The following is a 15,058-nucleotide window of genomic DNA, read 5'->3' as shown; positions in this document are numbered from 1 at the left end:
CCGTCTACGCGGAGGCGGCCGCGGCGGCCAGACCCACCCGCAGGTCGGCGAGGATGTCGTCGATGTGCTCGATACCCACGGCCAGGCGCACCAGACCGGGGGTGACTCCGGACTCGAGTTGCTCGGACTCGGTGAGCTGGGAGTGCGTGGTGGACGCGGGGTGGATCACCAGCGAGCGCACGTCGCCGATGTTCGCGACGTGGCTGTGCAGTGTCAGTGCGTCCACGAAGGCCTTGCCCGCGGGCACGCCGCCGGCCAGCTCGAAGGCGACGATCGCGCCGGCGCCCTTGGGCAGCAGTTCCTGGGCCCGCTGGTGGAACGGCGACGACGGCAGGCCGGCGTAGATCACCGAGGTCACACCGTCCTGGTCGGCCAGGAACTCGGCGACCCGCTGCGCGTTCGCCACGTGCCGCTCCACCCGCAGGCTCAGCGTCTCGATGCCCTGCGCCAGCAGGAAGGCGTTGAACGGGGAGATCGCCGGACCCAGGTCGCGCAGCAGTTGCACCCGCGCCTTGAGGGCGAACGCCGGCGCACCGAGGTCGGCGAAAACAGCGCCGTGGTACGACGGGTCCGGGGTGGTGAAGTTCGCGTGCCGGCCCTGCGTCCAGTCGAAGGTGCCACCGTCGACGATCACTCCGCCGATCGCCGCGCCGTGCCCACCGAGGTACTTGGTGGCCGAGTGCACCACGATGTCGGCGCCGTGCCGCAGCGGGTTGAGCAGGTACGGCGTCGCCACGGTGTTGTCGACGATCAGGGGCAGCCCGTTGTCGTGCGCGACGCCGGACACCCCGGCGATGTCGAGCACGTGCCCGCGGGGATTGGAGATGGTCTCGGCGAAGAAGGCGCGGGTGTTCGGCCGGACCGCCGCGCGCCACTGGTCGAGGTCGTCGGGATCGGCGACGAAGGTGACCTCGATGCCCAGCTTGGCCAGGGTGTAGTGCAGCAGGTTGTAGGTGCCGCCGTACAGGTACGGCGAACTGACGATGTGATCGCCGGACTCGGCGACGTTGAGGATCGCCAGTGACTCCGCCGCCTGCCCCGAGGCCAGCAGCAGCGCTGCGACGCCGCCCTCCAGGGCCGCGATCCGCTGCTCCACCGCGTCCTGGGTGGGGTTCATGATGCGGGTGTAGATGTTCCCCGGCTCGGCCAGCCCGAACAGCGCCGCCGCGTGATCGGTGCTGTCGAAGGTGTACGAGGTGGTCTGGTAGATCGGCAGGGCGCGGGCGTTGGTCGCCTGGTCGGGGGCTTGCCCGGCGTGGATCTGGGTGGTCTCGAAGTGCCAGCTGGGGCCGTCCGCTTCACTCATGGTGCCGATACAAGTGCACCGGTGCGGCGATGTCCAGGGTTTGACTCATACTGGTGCGGAAGGAGCGGAGGTGCCCATGCCGGAGCATCCGGGCCCGGAGCATCCCGGGATCGAGGTCGTCGCGCTCTACGACGACGCGGGCCGTCCCTGCGGTAGCGCCCCGCGCGCGCGGGTGCGGGAGCAGAACCTGCGCCACGGCGCCACCGCGGTCGTCGTCTTCGACTCCACCGGACGGGTCTACGTGCATCGCCGCACCGTCACCAAGGATCTGTACCCGGGCCTGCGGGACTTCTGCGCCGGCGGGGTGCTCCGGGCGGGGGAGGACCCGCACGACGGCGCCGTGCGGGAGGCCTTCGAGGAACTCGGCGTGCATGCGGTGCCGCTGCGCCCGGTCGGCGTGCGGGAGTACGCCGACGACGCCACCCGGTTCGTGTGCTTCCAGTACGTCTGCACCTACGACGGTGCCGTGGTGCATCAGCCCGAGGAGGTCTCCGGCGGCGAGTGGATGCGGCCGGAGGATCTGCTCGCGGCGCTGCGGTCGGAGCCGGAGGACTTCGCTCCGGACTCGGTGGAGCTGGCCGCGCACCTGCTCACGGGCGGGCCCGGCACGGACCTTGATTCGGCTGACGGACTCTGAGCGCGTAGAATGGGCAGGTAGTGCAGCGGATCGCCGCTGCGGTTTCGGGCGCAACCGGCGCCCGTGCAGACATACAGGATCGTGGAGGGTATGGCGAAGAAGGACGGAGCCATCGAGGTGGAGGGCCGCGTCGTCGAGCCGCTCCCCAACGCAATGTTCCGCATCGAGCTGGAGAACGGGCACAAGGTGCTCGCCCACATCAGCGGCAAGATGCGGCAGCACTACATTCGTATTCTGCCCGAGGATCGCGTCGTCGTGGAGCTCTCTCCGTACGACCTGACGCGCGGGCGCATCGTCTACCGGTACAAGTGACCGTGTAACGAGCGTACGGATACGCCGAAGGCCCACCCCGACGATGACGGGGTGGGCCTTCTCGTTGGCTCAGCGGTTCAGACCGCCAGGCGCAGGCCGCCGGCCTGGGCGAAGACGAAGCCGAGGTCCACGAACTCCGAGAGCAGCCCGCTCTGGCGGGAGAGCTCGACGCCGCCGGTGGTCAGGCCGAGGGCGGCACCGTCGGACAGGCGCACCAGCGGGCCGCCGCTGTCGCCGTGATCGCCCTTGAGGTCGGTGAGCACCCGGTTGGGGGCCACGTCGACCACCTTGCCGCACTGCCAGCCGGTGGTGCGGCCCTGCCGGCACACCTGATCGCCGACCATCGCGCGGCCGACCTTGGCGGGCTTGACCCGGCCCAGCGACGGGCTCAGCGGAACCCCGGGCTTGAACGAGACGGTGGCCCAGTCCGGGGCGTTGAAGTCACTGATCCGGCCGTCCTTGCTGACCTTCGGGTTCGACGACTTCTCGATCTTGCCGACGGAGGCGATGGTCCGCGCATCACCGGGGACCGGTACGGCGACCTCCTGGCCGGCGGTGCCGCAGTGTCCGGCGGTGACGCCGATGCGGCGGCCGTCCGGGGTGGTGGCCAGCACACCCAGCGTGCACGAGGCGACCTCGATGCCCTGCGGCGTCTCCTTCTTCACCACTTCGATCGGGGAGCCCGGGCCCACCACGATCTTCGGAGCGGGGGCTGCGGCTGCGGGAGCGGCGGTCAGCACCGATGCTGCGACACCCACTGCGGCGGTGGCGGCGACGGCGAAACGGTGGGTGGGAGCCAGACGCATGACGGTGTTTCCTATCGAATCAGTGGGAATCGGCGGTATCGAATAGTGCATGTCGTACGCGTTTCCTGAGGGTAGCATGAGAGCTCCCCAGGTCGAGATTTTGGTACTCGCCTCGAACGGCGTACGATGGATCATCGCGTGCGTGCGCGGCTCAGTCGTGCGCGCCGTGACGCCGTGTCGGCTCACGACACGGCGCCGGAAAATCACTGAAGATAGGACTGACGTGAAGGTCAACCCCAGCGTCAAGCCGATCTGCGAGAAGTGCAAGGTGATCCGTCGTAACGGCCGGGTCATGGTGATCTGCGACAACCTGCGTCACAAGCAGCGTCAGGGCTAATCCCCGAAGATCCACCGCGCTTTGAGCGGTTCGCCGCTTGAACAGCAATCAGATGACCTCTCCGCACCAGCGGGGGCATACGGGCCCCTGTAGGACCCCCGGCTCGGAGGCCGGGGCCTCGGCCGGCGTGAAAGCGCCGGAACCAGCGAGGACGGGCGGGGAGCAGACCTCCGAACGAAAAGAAGGAAGAGCCAGACAATGGCACGTCTCATGGGTGTCGATCTCCCGCGCGAGAAGCGCATGGAGATCGCACTGACCTACATCTACGGCATCGGCCGTACCCGCGCGACTGAGATCCTCGACGCCACCGGCGTGAGCCCGGATCTGCGCAGCAAGGACCTCAGCGACGAGGATCTGACCAAGCTCCGCGACTACATCGAGTCGACGGACTTCAAGGTCGAGGGCGACCTGCGCCGTGAGGTGCAGGCCGACATTCGTCGCAAGATCGAGATCCAGTGCTACCAGGGCATCCGCCACCGCCGTGGCCTGCCCGTGCGTGGCCAGCGCACCAAGACCAACGCTCGCACCCGTAAGGGTCCGAAGAAGACCATCGCCGGAAAGAAGAAGTAATGCCTCCGAAGTCGCGCGCCGCCACCGGCGCGAAGAAGGGCGCATCGCGTCGTCGCGAGAAGAAGAACGTCCCGCACGGCCACGCCCACATCAAGAGCACGTTCAACAACACCATCGTGTCGATCACCGACCCGAACGGCAACGTGATCAGCTGGGCCAGCTCCGGCCACGTCGGCTTCAAGGGCTCGCGTAAGAGCACCCCGTTCGCCGCGCAGCTCGCTGCCGAGAACGCCGCCCGCAAGGCGCAGGAGAACGGCGTCAAGAAGGTCGACGTCTTCGTCAAGGGCCCGGGTTCGGGCCGCGAGACCGCCATCCGCTCGCTGCAGGCCGCCGGCCTCGAGGTGGGCACGATTTCCGATGTGACCCCGCAGCCGCACAACGGCTGCCGTCCGCCCAAGCGGCGCCGGGTCTAAGGGAAGGTAGGAGAGAGAAACCATGGCTCGTTATACCGGCCCTGTCACCCGCAAGTCCCGTCGTCTGGGCGTCGACCTCGTCGGCGGCTCCGAGGCGTTCGAGCGTCGTCCTTACCCGCCCGGCCAGCACGGCCGCGCCCGGGTCAAGGAGAGCGAGTACCTGCTGCAGCTCAAGGAGAAGCAGAAGGCCCGCTTCCTGTACGGCGTGATGGAGAAGCAGTTCTCCCGCTACTACCAGGAGGCCAAGACCGCCACCGGTAAGACCGGTGACGCTCTGCTGCAGATCCTCGAGACCCGCCTCGACAACGTCGTCTACCGTGCCGGCCTGGCCCGCACCCGCCGGCAGGCCCGCCAGCTGGTGACCCACGGTCACTTCACGGTCAACGGCGTGCGCGTGGACGTCCCCTCGTACCGCGTCTCGCAGTACGACATCATCGACGTCCGCCCGAAGTCGCTGGGCACCACGCCGTTCCAGATCGCGCGTGAGACCCTCGGCGAGCGTCCGACCGCTGCCTGGCTCCAGGTGGTCCCGTCGTCCCTGCGCATCCTCGTGCACCGCGTGCCCGAGCGTGAGCAGATCGACGTGCCCTTCCAGGAGCAGCTCATCGTCGAGTACTACTCGAAGTAAGTCTTCAACGGGCGTCAAATAGCGGACGCCCAGAGAGAAGGAAACTCAATGCTCATCTCGCAGCGACCCACCCTCAGCGAAGAGGTCATCTCCGACGCGCGCTCGAAGTTCGTCATCGAGCCGCTGGAGCCCGGCTTCGGCTACACGTTGGGCAACTCGCTCCGCCGCACGCTGCTGTCGTCCATTCCGGGCGCAGCCGTGACCAGCATCCGCATCGACGGTGTGCTGCACGAGTTCACCACGGTCCCCGGCGTGAAGGAGGATGTCACCGACATCATCCTGAACCTCAAGGGCCTGGTCGTCTCGTCGGAGGACGACGAGCCGGTCACCATGTACGTGCGCAAGCAGGGTCCGGGCGCCGTCACCGCGGGCGACATCGTCCCCCCGGCGTCGGTCACCGTCCACAACCCCGACCTGCACATCGCCACCCTGAACGACAAGGGCAAGCTCGAGATCGAGCTCGTCGTCGAGCGGGGCCGCGGCTACGTGCCGGCCGTGCAGAACAAGGCCTCGGGCGCCGAGATCGGCCGCATTCCGGTCGACTCGATCTACTCGCCCGTGCTGAAGGTGACCTACAAGGTCGAGGCCACCCGTGTCGAGCAGCGCACCGACTTCGATCGCCTGATCCTCGACGTCGAGACCAAGAACTCCATGACCGCGCGGGACGCGCTGGCTTCGGCCGGTAAGACCCTGGTCGAGCTGTTCGGTCTGGCGCGCGAGCTCAACGTCGAGGCCGAGGGCATCGAGATCGGTCCGTCGCCGACGGAGGCCGATCACATCGCCGCGTTCTCGCTGCCGATCGAGGATCTCGATCTGACGGTGCGTTCGTACAACTGCCTCAAGCGTGAGGGTGTGCACACCGTGGGCGAGCTCGTGGCCCGCACCGAGTCCGACCTTCTCGACATCCGCAACTTCGGTCAGAAGTCGATCGACGAGGTCAAGGTCAAGCTGCACACGCTGGGTCTGGCCCTCAAGGACAGCCCCGCGTCGTTCGATCCGTCGCAGGTCGACGGCTACGACCCCGCCACCGGAACCTGGAGCGAGGATGCTTCGTTCGCGGCCGACGGTGACGATCAGGACTACGCCGAGACCGAGCAGCTCTGAGCTGAAGAGCTCGTAAACACCCACAGGAGAAACAATGCCTAGGCCCACTAAGGGCGCCCGCATGGGCGGCTCGGCCTCGCACCAGAAGCACATTCTGGCGAACCTCGCGACCGCGCTCTTCGAGCACGGCCGCATCGAGACCACCGAGTCCCGTGCCAAGCGTCTGCGTCCCTACGCGGAGAAGCTGATCAGCCATGCCAAGCACGGCAAGCTGGCCAACCGCCGCGAGGTCATGAAGGAGATCCGCAACAAGGACGTCGTGCACGTGCTGTTCGCGGAGATCGCTCCGGCCGTCGCCGACCGTCAGGGCGGCTACACCCGGATCATCAAGACCGAGAACCGGAAGGGCGACAACGCCCCGATGGCGATCATCGAGATCGTGACCGAGCAGCTCGCCACCACCGAGGCTTCGCGCGCCACCCGCGTCGCCGCCTCGCAGGCCGCTGCCAAGTCCGCTGCTCCGGCCGCGGATGCCAAGGAGTCCGAGGCCGAGGTTACGGCCGACGATTCCGCGTCGGACCTGCCTGCCGGTGCGCACGCGCCGCTGGCGGACCCGAACGAGGCTCCCGAGGGCTTCCCGATCAAGGGCAACGCCGACTCGAAGCTGTACCACCGTCCCGGTACCCGCTTCTTCGAGTCGACCGTCGCCGAGATCTGGTTCGCCGACGAGGCCGCGGCCGAGGCCGCGGGCTACTCGCTGCCCAAGTCGCAGCAGGACGACGACTCCGACTCGGAGTAGTCCTTCCGCCCGTACGGAACCCGCCGGACCGCCTGGTCCGGCGGGTTCCGTCGTTTTCGGGGGTGCTCGCGGCGACGGTAGAATTCCCGGCGACATGACTCGCTATCGCCTCGACATCGCCTACGACGGCACCGACTTCAGCGGCTGGGCCCGTCAGCCGGAACGGCGCACCGTGTGCGGCGTGCTGGAGGAGGCTCTCGGCACCGTGTTACGCACCCCGGTGCAGCTCACCGTCGCCGGACGCACCGACGCCGGGGTGCACGCCACCGGGCAGGTCGCCCACCTGGATCTGCCCGCGGAACATCCGCTGCCCGACGGTCTGGTCCGGCGGCTCGCGCGGATGCTGCCGCAGGACGTGCGGGTCACCGCGATCACCGACGTGCCGGACGAGTTCGACGCCCGCTTCTCGGCTCTGCGCCGGCATTACGAGTACCGGTTGACCACCGCCCCCTACGGCGCGAACCCGCTGCGGGCCCGTGACACCGCGCCGTGGCGCCGGCCCGTCGATCTGCAGCGGATGCAGCGGGCGTCCGACCGGTTACTGGGCCTGCATGACTTCGCCGCCTTCTGTCGTCGCCGCGACGGCGCCACCACGGTCCGCGAACTGCAGCGATTCGCGTGGCGGGTCGGCGCCGACGGGGTCTACACCGCCGAGGTCTGCGCCGACGCCTTCTGCTGGTCGATGGTGCGTTCGCTGGTCGGCGCGGTCGCCGCGGTGGGGGAGGGCCGGCGCTCCGCCGACTGGGTAGCCGGACTGCTCGACGAGCGGGAGCGTTCCAGCGCGATCAATGTCGCCGCCGCGTGTGGACTGACCCTGGTCGAGGTCGATTACCCCGCCGTCGGCGACCTCGCCGAGCGCAACCGGACAACCCGTGAGAAGCGCGATGTCGACACGGCGGGCGGTGCCGGCTGCTGCGGCGACTGAACTGACGCCTGTGGGTTCGCCGGGCAGGCGGGTCGGTGGACGACGTTTGCCGGGAGTTCACGGCGGCGTCGCACGCCACCGGGATACTCGGCTGATGTGAACCCTTTCGACGTCACCGGCTTCCTCGGTTCGGCCGGCCTGATCGGCCTGATCCTGCTGATCTTCATCGAAACCGGGCTGCTCGTGGGGTTCATCTTCCCGGGCGACTCGATCCTGTTCACCGCGGGCATCTTCGCAGCTCAGCCGCAGCCCTTCGCGCAGCTGTGGCAGTTGCTGCTGTTCCTGCCGCTGGCGGCGATCATCGGCGATCAATGCGGATACGCGCTGGGGCGTTACGGCGGCCCGAAGGTGATGCGCGGACGGGTGATGCGCTGGATCGGCCAGGGGCCGGTGGACAAGACCTTCGCCTTCTTCGACAAGTACGGCCCGTTCACGGTGCTCTTCGCCAGGTTCATCGGCATCGTCCGCACCCTGGTGCCGGTGCTCGCGGGCTTCTCGAAGATGGATCACCGCAAGTTCACGCTGTTCTCGGTGCTCGGCTCGATCCTCTGGTGCGACGGCATCGTGCTGCTCGGCTATTACCTCGGCGGGATCCCGTTCCTGCGCGACAACCTCGAGGTGCTGTTCATCGGCTCGGCGCTGACCATCATCGTCCCGATCGTGATCACGGTGATCACCCGTCGCCGGGCCCGTCAGCGCGAATCAGCGGCAGCTCCTGCAAATTCCGGTCACCCGCCCGCGGAATCGGTGGGTCACTGACCGAGATCTTCCTCGGAAACAGCGGAAGTCGACACACCGGTGAGCCTCCCGCGCTAACCTCCGTCGCATGATCGGGTTGGGGGACCCGGAGCGCATCGTCATCGACTGCGCGGGGGATCAGTGGTACGTCCGCGGGCCGGGCGGTGCCGTGCACACGATGCCGGCACCCGGCGACGCGGCCGAGTTCGTCGCGCCGACGCTCGCCGCGCGCCTCTGGTCCGAGTGGCTCTCCGATGCCGCGGCCGCGGTCGCCCCCGCGCGTGACTGGACGGTGCTCACACCGTCGGTGTTCGGCTCACCGCGGCGGAGTCTGGTCGCCGCAGGAGCCGCGGCACTCGGTGTGAACGCCCAGGTGATTCCCCGCGCCGAAGCGATCGCGGACACCAGCGGGCTGCTGTACTGCCGCCGCGCCCTGGTCGTCGAATGCCGCACCCCGGTCGCCCAGGCACATGTCCTCGACCTGGTCGGCGACCACTGGCAACCGGTGGCGGCGGCATCGCACCCCGACCCCGCGGTCGCGGCGCGCAGCATCCTCGACGATCGGGTCGACCAGGCGCTGATCGACGCCGGCCCGGATGACTACCAGGCGGTCCGTGCCGCCCTCGCGCGCGCCGGCCTGTGGCGCGCGGTGCGGACCGAGCCGGGTGAGGTGCTCGCCGCCCTCACCGCCTCGGCGCCCGACCAGCCGGCACGGACACAGACCGAGGTCACTGCTCCGCCGCGGCACGCTTCGCCGCGAGTCCGACGATGGCCGATCGCCGCAGCGGGGTCGGCGGTGCTGACCACCGTCGCCGCCGGTGCGGTCGCCTGCCTGCCGGGGGAAGCCCCGGCCCCGCAGCGCCCCGGACCGCCACCCGATACCTACCGTCGGGTCGCTTTCGACGGTGCCCTGGTCGAGTTGCCTGAGGGCTGGTCGGTGACGGAGCCGGCCCCCGGGCGGCGGATGGCACAGGCCGCCGACGGTCGCAGGGTCACGGTGGTGCGGGCGCGGCTGCGGTCACCGTCGGACACCTCCGGTGTTGCAGCGGAACTGAAGGCCGCACTGGCCCGCCGTACCGATCACCGCATCGCCGACCTGAACCCGAGCGTGGTGGTGGCCGGCCGGGAGGTGATCGGCTACCGCGAGCTGCTCGACGCACAACGGTCCGTGAACTGGTACGTGGTGGTCGCCGGGGAGGCACAGCTCAGTGTGGGCTGCGAGGCCGGCGACGGCGCGGCTCCGCTGACAGCGCCGTGTGAGCGCGCGGTGGGGACGGTCCGGGAGGAATGAACCGATGAAGGGGGAGCGATGACCATTGCCACGTCCGCCAACGGCGGTCTGACGGTGCGCGCGAACGATCAGGGCACGCCGTTGCACATCGCGATCGAGAGGAGTGAACTCCGCCGTGAGCCGCGCGATCTGGCCGACACCATCGTGCGCCTGTGTCGTGAGGCCGCGACCACTGCGGGCCTTCGCCGTCGCGCCGAACTGCAGCGGGCAGGCGTCGGTGACGAGGTACTGCGCGCACTGCGGTTGCCGCAGCCGCCCGCGGAGCCGGATGTGAGCACCGGCACCGTCGTGCCCCAGGACGACGGTGCCGTCGGCACCTGGCTGCGCAGGGTGTGAGGCGATGAGCGAGGAGATGGACCGGATCGAGGCCCGCGCCCTCGACCAGCTCCGCGTCCTGACCCGCACCACCGGCGAACTCGATGCGCTCCGGGTGTCGGTCTCCAGTCCCGACGGCGGCATCCGAGTACAGCTCGACGGGGTGTGCGCGCTGGTGGGTCTGGACCTGATGCCTTCGGCGCTGCGCGGCGACGGTGCCGCCCTCGGTCGGCGCATCGTGGACCTGTGCGCGGTCGCGGCGCGGGAGGTGCAGGCCAGGCGTGGTGAGGTGATGGCTCGCTTCCACGCGGACTACGGCTACCCCTGAGCCAGGGGGAATCCGCGATGGGCGGTTGGGATCCGATGGTGTTGCTGGTGCGTCCAATTGATGAGGGCCCTCGCACCGGGCCCGTGCACGAAGACGGGGGAGAAAGATGTTCATGGCGGTCAACTCGGCGATCGCGGCGTTCGGCGCCGCCAACGCGGGCATCGGCACGGCGGTCGCGACCGCGGGCTCGGTGAACGCCGCGGCCAATGTGGCGGCGCTGAACCCGGCGCTCGGCCTGATCGGACAGGACTTCATCGCGGCTTTCGGTGTGGCGCAGGCGAGTTATGTCTCGTCCGTGGCGGAACTGGCCGCGCTCTACGGTGGGATCGCGGCATCGTCGGCGGCGACGGTCGCGTCCTACGGTGCCACCGAGGCGGCGAACGTGGCGGGGCTGATGGTCGCGGCGGTCTGATCGTGCCGGACCCCCTCGCCCCACCCGGGCCGGACCCGGAGATCGCGGCGATGCTGAGCCGGCCGGTGAACGAGGTCCTCGCGGCGCTCGGCCTCCCGCCGGTTCCCGTGGCACCGTCGAATCCGCCGCAGCAGCAGTTGCCACCGGCGCCGAAGGGGATCCCCGAGGCGCCGATGGTACCGGGCTTCGACGTTGCCGGACTGGTCAAACCGATGACGGATCTGTTGTCCACCTTCGGATCCGGAAGCTTCGGCGGCCTCGACCCGTCGCAGGCGCTCGCCGGTGCCTCGAAAGCACTGGAACAGGGCATGTCGGCGGGGATGCAGGCGATCAGCCAGTTGTCATCGGTGTGGCAGGGGCCTGCGGCCGCCGCTGCCACCGGAAAGGGAGTGCAGGCCGCAACCGGTACCGGGCTGACCGCTGAGCAGGGAGCCGAACTGTCCACCGCGGTAGGCGAAGCCGCAACCGTGGTCGGTACCGGTGAGGCGGAACTGCAGGCGATCATCGACTCCTTCATGTCCGTGATCGCGGCGCTCGGACCGTCACTGTGGCTGCCACCGGGCCAGGCCGCGGCGGTCGCGTCGGCGCAAGAGCACCTGGCGCACGCGACCGAGGTGGTCGCGCGGGTCAAGAGCGAACTGTCCGGGTTGAGCGCGCAGGTCGGCGCGGCGGGACGCAAGGTACCGGTGGCTTCGCCGCCGATGGCGGCTGCCGGCACCGCGGCGCAGGCCGCTGCGTCGATCGTGCCCGCCGTCGCGTCTGCGGCCACCGGAGCGGTCACCGCGGTCGGGAAGCTCGCCACCGATACCGTGACCGGGGCGGTGAAAACCGCAGCCGGGCTGGCAGGTTCGGCCGGTGAGGCGCTCGGTGGGCTGGCACAGCAACGATCCACGGAGCAGTCGGCCGCGTTCGCGCCCGGTCTCGGCGACGGTGGCAGCACCGGGCTCTCCGGAACCGGGAGTCACCCGCCTGGCGGTGCGCTCGGTTCGGTCGGATCGTCGGCGGGTTCCGGTGCTTCGGTCGGCGCCGGGGCGGGCGGTGTCGCCGTCGGCGGAGCCGGGCTCGGTGCGGCTCCACTCGTGTCACCGGGTTCGTCGGCACCGGCTGCGCGCACTCCGGTCATCGAGGGCGGCGCGCGTACCGTTCCGGCCTCGGATCCGGTGTCCCGCGGCGGCACCGGCATGGTGCCGATGGGTGCGGCGGGAGCGGCCGGTGCCCGCGCATCGGCCGCCGATCATGCGGTGCCCGATTACCTGGTGACCAGTGACAACGGTGAGCAGGTGCTCGGGGAACTGCCGCTGGTCGGTCCGCAGGTCGTGGGTGATTCCGCGCCGGCGGCCGAGCACGAGCCGCCGGACGTGGAACTGCGGCTGTAACCCGCGGAACCGTACCGGCCGCCGGTGCGTCTAATGGATAGAAGACGAACTTCGGGGGGAGTGCGCACGATGTCGAACACCAGGCTCAGCATGGATCCGCAAGAGGCACAGGAGATCGCCCGCGGTATCGAGCGGATCGCAGACGATCTGCTCGGCGCACAGCGCCGGTTCGGCGCACACGCGGCCCCACCGGCCACCGGGAGCGACGAGGTCTCGATCGCCGTGGCCAGCACCGTCGAGCAGATGGGCCGGCACCAGCAACGCGCGGGCGACACCGCCACCGCGGATCTGCGTCGGCTGGCCGACGCCGTCTTCGCTCACGTGCGGGCGGTACAGCGCAGTGATACCGAACTGGCGGGCGCCGTCGGGCTGGCGGTCTGACGGTGACCCGGGACCCGGGCTTCACCGGGGTCGACTGGTACTCGCGCACCACGGAGAGACTGGCCGCCGACCTGCTCGGTGGAGCCGGACCGCAACCGCTGTCGACTGCCGCGCAGGAGACCGCTCGCCTGGCCTCCGCCTACGGGGAGGCCGCCACCCGTCTCGATGCGCTGGTGGTCCGGCTCGACGGTGCCGTTGACACCGGGCGGACCGATTCCAGCGCTCGACGCACCGGACCGTTACCCGAGTACGCGCGCTGGCTGGCCGGACACGCCGCGGATCTCGCCGAGTACGCTGCGAAGCTCTCCGCTCAGGCCGGCGCCTACGAAGTCGCTGCTCGAGCGATGCCCGACCCGGCCGAGGCCGTACGGATGCGGATCGACCGCGAGAACGCCCAGGCCGCGGCAGCCGCCGGTGGCGGCGTACCCGCGTCCGCCGCATTGATCGGCGCCGCAGCCGATTCCGAACGCGCCGAGCAGCTGGCTCACGGTGAGGCGGCCGCTGTCATGGTCGGCTTCGAGCGTGCCGCGGAACCGCTGCGGGCCGCGTGGGAGTTCACGCCACCACCGAAGACGCAGCTCGGCCGCGGCAAGGGCAGAGACAGGCCCCGCGGTCCGGGTGCGGGCTCGAAGGCGGGCCGTGGCGGTGGCTTCGGTGCCGGGGCACCGGCGGCGCCGATGTCGGCGTTCCCGGTCACCGCGTTGCACCGCGATCAGAGCGCCGCGGTTCGGCCTACCGTCTCGTCCGGAGCGCCGAGCGCCGGCCAGCGGGGGATGCCCATGATGCCCGCGGGCATGATGGGCGCCGGTGCGGGCGCGGCGCTCAAGAACGGCAACCATACGCCGGGCGCCACGGCCTCCGAAACCGACGACGGTCCCGAGGCGTTCATCGTGCACGCCGCACCGTCGGTTCTCGGGGATCACGCCGACGCCGAACCGGAGCAGTCGTGACCGCTCACAGTGTGGCGGGCCTGCGCACCCTCTACGGCACCGAGGTGCCGCCGGTGCTGTGGTCGCCACCGGATCCGCGCCGGGATGCCGCGCCCGTGGCAGCACCGGAGGACCTGAGCGATGACGAGACCACCGCCCTGCGGGTGCTCGCCGCACCGGACGTGCGGATCGAGGGGCGGTGCACCGATGCGATGGAATCGAAGCTCTGTCTGGCACGGTCGGGACCGCACACCGCGAGAGTGGTGCGCAGCGCCGGTACCGCCACCGTCGACCTGCCGCACTGCGACGGCTCCGCCGACCGGTTGTTCACCCTCGTCGAACCACTGCTGCCGAAGGCGGTCCCGGCACCGCCGGAGGTGGCCGCGTCCTTTCCGGCCGGTCCGGGGCGGGCGGCGCTGGCCGAGGGGGAGCCCGGTGTGGTGGCGGCGCGACTGCGCGGTCTCGGTGTCGACGGTGACGCCGCCCGGTCGATCGCCAAGGTCTTCGGCCGTTCGCGGCGCAGCGCGGAGTTCACCGTGTACGCCGGTCACCGGCGATCGACGGTGGTCGCCGTGATCGATGCCTCCGCCGGGCGGATCGTGGCGCTGACCACCGTCGATGCCGGCGGAGAGTGGATCTCGATCGCCGAGGGCAGTGCGCATCGGATCGGCAGGGCGCTACGGCGCGCCTGCGAAGGGCTTCCGGGTGGCGGCTGGACGCCGTGACCGGGACGGACCGCGCCATCCGGGGGCGGCCCGACAGGTGCCGGCACGTCCGGCGGGGAGGAGAACGAGATGGGGACCAAGGCCGAACTCGCGGCGATGAAGACCGGTGCCGCGACGCTGGACGACCTCGGGGTGCAGATGAACGCAACCCTGGCGCAGCTGCGCGGTGACGTGGAGGCGACGCAGGGGGTGTGGGCGGGTGCCGCGCAGGCGGCGTTCCTCGGTGTGATGGCGCGGTGGGACGAGAGCGCGGCGAAGATCAACACCTCGCTCACCGACATCGGCACCATGCTGGCGCAGAACACCAGCAGCTACGGCGCGCAGGAGGAGCAGAACGTGGCCGACCTCAACGGCGTCGGCGGCGGAGTGGGCGACGTCGCACCGCTGAACATCTGATCCGAACATCGAAGGGGGAGAGTAGAACATGAGCGATTACATCCGGTACGACTACACCACCATCCGCGGCGCGCTCGACGACATCGCCAAGCGGTACACGGTGCTGATCCAGCAGGCGGATTCGATCCGCGCTGAGCAGAAGAAGTTCGAGGGAGCGTGGGAGGACGAGGAATCGGCCACCGCCTACCAGGCGGTGCAGACCCGGTGGAACACCGCTTTCGAGGACATCAACACGCTGCTCAACCGGGTCAAGATGGCTGCGGAGAACGCGGTGCAGTCCATGCAGCAGACGAACTCCCAGGCGGCGGCCGGCTGGCAGGCCTGACCGCCGGGGAACCGCGAAGGGTCCGGTGGCCATCGGCCACCGGACCCTTTTTCCGGAGTACCGGG

The 15,058-nt window shown here is 69.9% G+C and carries 22 protein-coding genes; 20 read left to right on the top strand and 2 right to left on the bottom strand.

Annotated elements, in window-relative coordinates; all coding sequences use genetic code 11:
* Positions 1-4: 4 nt before the first annotated feature.
* On the bottom strand, positions 5-1,306 hold the full coding sequence (locus ACYVHG_RS05720; protein WP_461166450.1) for a bifunctional o-acetylhomoserine/o-acetylserine sulfhydrylase: 1,302 nt from the start codon (positions 1,304-1,306) through the stop codon (positions 5-7).
* Positions 1,307-1,382: 76 nt separating this feature from the next.
* Between ACYVHG_RS05720 and ACYVHG_RS05715 the strand changes: the two genes are divergently transcribed.
* Both ACYVHG_RS05715 and infA read left to right on the top strand, forming a co-directional pair.
* Positions 1,383-1,943, top strand: a complete 561-nt coding sequence (locus ACYVHG_RS05715; RefSeq protein ID WP_461166449.1) for an NUDIX hydrolase — start codon at positions 1,383-1,385, stop codon at positions 1,941-1,943.
* 90 nt (positions 1,944-2,033) lie between these two features.
* Entirely contained in the window at positions 2,034-2,255 is a 222-nt protein-coding gene (infA, locus tag ACYVHG_RS05710; RefSeq protein ID WP_005140011.1) for a translation initiation factor IF-1, read from the top strand.
* A 77-nt stretch (positions 2,256-2,332) separates the two neighbouring features.
* On the opposite strand, the gene ACYVHG_RS05705 is transcribed toward infA, so the two are convergent.
* A complete protein-coding gene (locus tag ACYVHG_RS05705; protein ID WP_461166448.1) occupies positions 2,333-3,061 on the bottom strand; it encodes a S1 family peptidase in 729 nt (242 codons plus the stop codon).
* A 223-nt stretch (positions 3,062-3,284) separates the two neighbouring features.
* Between ACYVHG_RS05705 and rpmJ the strand changes: the two genes are divergently transcribed.
* The 18 genes from rpmJ (at position 3,285) to ACYVHG_RS05615 (ending at position 14,993) form a co-directional block, all read left to right on the top strand.
* Positions 3,285-3,398: a 50S ribosomal protein L36 gene (gene rpmJ, locus ACYVHG_RS05700; RefSeq protein WP_013127970.1), complete on the top strand. Its 114-nt coding sequence runs from the start codon at positions 3,285-3,287 to the stop codon at positions 3,396-3,398.
* 198 nt (positions 3,399-3,596) lie between these two features.
* The gene (gene rpsM / locus ACYVHG_RS05695) at positions 3,597-3,968 is read left to right on the top strand and encodes a 30S ribosomal protein S13 (protein ID WP_461166447.1); all 372 of its coding nucleotides are present in this window, start codon (positions 3,597-3,599) and stop codon (positions 3,966-3,968) included.
* Complete coding sequence (gene rpsK, locus ACYVHG_RS05690) at positions 3,968-4,381, top strand: 30S ribosomal protein S11 (RefSeq protein WP_068573267.1); 414 nt, start codon at positions 3,968-3,970, stop codon at positions 4,379-4,381. The genes rpsM and rpsK overlap by 1 nt, the downstream gene beginning before the upstream one ends.
* 22 nt (positions 4,382-4,403) lie before the next feature.
* Positions 4,404-5,009: a 30S ribosomal protein S4 gene (gene rpsD / locus ACYVHG_RS05685; RefSeq protein WP_461166446.1), complete on the top strand. Its 606-nt coding sequence runs from the start codon at positions 4,404-4,406 to the stop codon at positions 5,007-5,009.
* Between the two features lie 48 nt (positions 5,010-5,057).
* Positions 5,058-6,113: a DNA-directed RNA polymerase subunit alpha gene (locus ACYVHG_RS05680; protein WP_461166445.1), complete on the top strand. Its 1,056-nt coding sequence runs from the start codon at positions 5,058-5,060 to the stop codon at positions 6,111-6,113.
* A 34-nt stretch (positions 6,114-6,147) separates the two neighbouring features.
* Positions 6,148-6,852 carry a 50S ribosomal protein L17, sunset domain variant gene (gene rplQ / locus ACYVHG_RS05675; protein WP_461166444.1) on the top strand — a complete coding sequence of 235 codons (705 nt, stop codon included), beginning with the start codon at positions 6,148-6,150 and terminating at the stop codon, positions 6,850-6,852.
* 94 nt (positions 6,853-6,946) lie between these two features.
* On the top strand, positions 6,947-7,777 hold the full coding sequence (gene truA / locus ACYVHG_RS05670; protein ID WP_461166443.1) for a tRNA pseudouridine(38-40) synthase TruA: 831 nt from the start codon (positions 6,947-6,949) through the stop codon (positions 7,775-7,777).
* A gap of 96 nt (positions 7,778-7,873) precedes the next feature.
* Positions 7,874-8,536, top strand: coding sequence for a DedA family protein (locus ACYVHG_RS05665; protein WP_461166442.1), 663 nt, complete (start codon positions 7,874-7,876; stop codon positions 8,534-8,536).
* 67 nt (positions 8,537-8,603) lie between these two features.
* Positions 8,604-9,806: a type VII secretion-associated protein gene (locus tag ACYVHG_RS05660; protein WP_461166441.1), complete on the top strand. Its 1,203-nt coding sequence runs from the start codon at positions 8,604-8,606 to the stop codon at positions 9,804-9,806.
* Between the two features lie 18 nt (positions 9,807-9,824).
* The gene (locus tag ACYVHG_RS05655; RefSeq protein WP_461166440.1) at positions 9,825-10,142 is read left to right on the top strand and encodes a hypothetical protein; all 318 of its coding nucleotides are present in this window, start codon (positions 9,825-9,827) and stop codon (positions 10,140-10,142) included.
* A 4-nt stretch (positions 10,143-10,146) separates the two neighbouring features.
* Positions 10,147-10,449, top strand: coding sequence for a YbaB/EbfC family nucleoid-associated protein (locus tag ACYVHG_RS05650; protein ID WP_461166439.1), 303 nt, complete (start codon positions 10,147-10,149; stop codon positions 10,447-10,449).
* A 112-nt stretch (positions 10,450-10,561) separates the two neighbouring features.
* Positions 10,562-10,861 (top strand): hypothetical protein, encoded by a 300-nt coding sequence (locus ACYVHG_RS05645; RefSeq protein WP_461166438.1) that lies wholly within the window; start codon positions 10,562-10,564, stop codon positions 10,859-10,861.
* A gap of 2 nt (positions 10,862-10,863) precedes the next feature.
* Positions 10,864-12,237, top strand: coding sequence for a WXG100 family type VII secretion target (locus ACYVHG_RS05640; protein WP_461166437.1), 1,374 nt, complete (start codon positions 10,864-10,866; stop codon positions 12,235-12,237).
* Between the two features lie 90 nt (positions 12,238-12,327).
* Positions 12,328-12,618, top strand: a complete 291-nt coding sequence (locus ACYVHG_RS05635; RefSeq protein ID WP_461166436.1) for a PE domain-containing protein — start codon at positions 12,328-12,330, stop codon at positions 12,616-12,618.
* A 2-nt stretch (positions 12,619-12,620) separates the two neighbouring features.
* A complete protein-coding gene (locus ACYVHG_RS05630) occupies positions 12,621-13,568 on the top strand; it encodes a PPE domain-containing protein (protein WP_461166435.1) in 948 nt (315 codons plus the stop codon).
* Positions 13,565-14,272, top strand: coding sequence for an ESX secretion-associated protein EspG (locus ACYVHG_RS05625; protein ID WP_461166434.1), 708 nt, complete (start codon positions 13,565-13,567; stop codon positions 14,270-14,272). The genes ACYVHG_RS05630 and ACYVHG_RS05625 overlap by 4 nt, the downstream gene beginning before the upstream one ends.
* A gap of 69 nt (positions 14,273-14,341) precedes the next feature.
* Positions 14,342-14,668 (top strand): WXG100 family type VII secretion target, encoded by a 327-nt coding sequence (locus ACYVHG_RS05620; protein ID WP_461166433.1) that lies wholly within the window; start codon positions 14,342-14,344, stop codon positions 14,666-14,668.
* Positions 14,669-14,696: 28 nt separating this feature from the next.
* Positions 14,697-14,993 carry a WXG100 family type VII secretion target gene (locus ACYVHG_RS05615; protein WP_461166432.1) on the top strand — a complete coding sequence of 99 codons (297 nt, stop codon included), beginning with the start codon at positions 14,697-14,699 and terminating at the stop codon, positions 14,991-14,993.
* Positions 14,994-15,058: the final 65 nt, after the last annotated feature.

Source organism: Tsukamurella serpentis, assembly GCF_054780975.1.
Note: the sequence above shows the minus strand (reverse complement) of the source record. Positions and strands in the feature narration are given on the sequence as shown.

Bases quoted from the DNA above. Each gene is read 5' to 3' on its own strand.
- ACYVHG_RS05720 (WP_461166450.1), bottom strand. From the start codon at position 1,306: ATGAGTGAAGCGGACGGCCCCAGCTGGCACTTCGAGACCACCCAGATC.
- ACYVHG_RS05715 (WP_461166449.1), top strand. From the start codon at position 1,383: ATGCCGGAGCATCCGGGCCCGGAGCATCCCGGGATCGAGGTCGTCGCG.
- infA (WP_005140011.1), top strand. From the start codon at position 2,034: ATGGCGAAGAAGGACGGAGCCATCGAGGTGGAGGGCCGCGTCGTCGAG.
- ACYVHG_RS05705 (WP_461166448.1), bottom strand. From the start codon at position 3,061: ATGCGTCTGGCTCCCACCCACCGTTTCGCCGTCGCCGCCACCGCCGCA.
- rpsM (WP_461166447.1), top strand. From the start codon at position 3,597: ATGGCACGTCTCATGGGTGTCGATCTCCCGCGCGAGAAGCGCATGGAG.
- rpsK (WP_068573267.1), top strand. From the start codon at position 3,968: ATGCCTCCGAAGTCGCGCGCCGCCACCGGCGCGAAGAAGGGCGCATCG.
- rpsD (WP_461166446.1), top strand. From the start codon at position 4,404: ATGGCTCGTTATACCGGCCCTGTCACCCGCAAGTCCCGTCGTCTGGGC.
- ACYVHG_RS05680 (WP_461166445.1), top strand. From the start codon at position 5,058: ATGCTCATCTCGCAGCGACCCACCCTCAGCGAAGAGGTCATCTCCGAC.
- rplQ (WP_461166444.1), top strand. From the start codon at position 6,148: ATGCCTAGGCCCACTAAGGGCGCCCGCATGGGCGGCTCGGCCTCGCAC.
- truA (WP_461166443.1), top strand. From the start codon at position 6,947: ATGACTCGCTATCGCCTCGACATCGCCTACGACGGCACCGACTTCAGC.
- ACYVHG_RS05660 (WP_461166441.1), top strand. From the start codon at position 8,604: ATGATCGGGTTGGGGGACCCGGAGCGCATCGTCATCGACTGCGCGGGG.
- ACYVHG_RS05655 (WP_461166440.1), top strand. From the start codon at position 9,825: ATGACCATTGCCACGTCCGCCAACGGCGGTCTGACGGTGCGCGCGAAC.
- ACYVHG_RS05650 (WP_461166439.1), top strand. From the start codon at position 10,147: ATGAGCGAGGAGATGGACCGGATCGAGGCCCGCGCCCTCGACCAGCTC.
- ACYVHG_RS05645 (WP_461166438.1), top strand. From the start codon at position 10,562: ATGGCGGTCAACTCGGCGATCGCGGCGTTCGGCGCCGCCAACGCGGGC.
- ACYVHG_RS05635 (WP_461166436.1), top strand. From the start codon at position 12,328: ATGGATCCGCAAGAGGCACAGGAGATCGCCCGCGGTATCGAGCGGATC.
- ACYVHG_RS05620 (WP_461166433.1), top strand. From the start codon at position 14,342: ATGGGGACCAAGGCCGAACTCGCGGCGATGAAGACCGGTGCCGCGACG.
- ACYVHG_RS05615 (WP_461166432.1), top strand. From the start codon at position 14,697: ATGAGCGATTACATCCGGTACGACTACACCACCATCCGCGGCGCGCTC.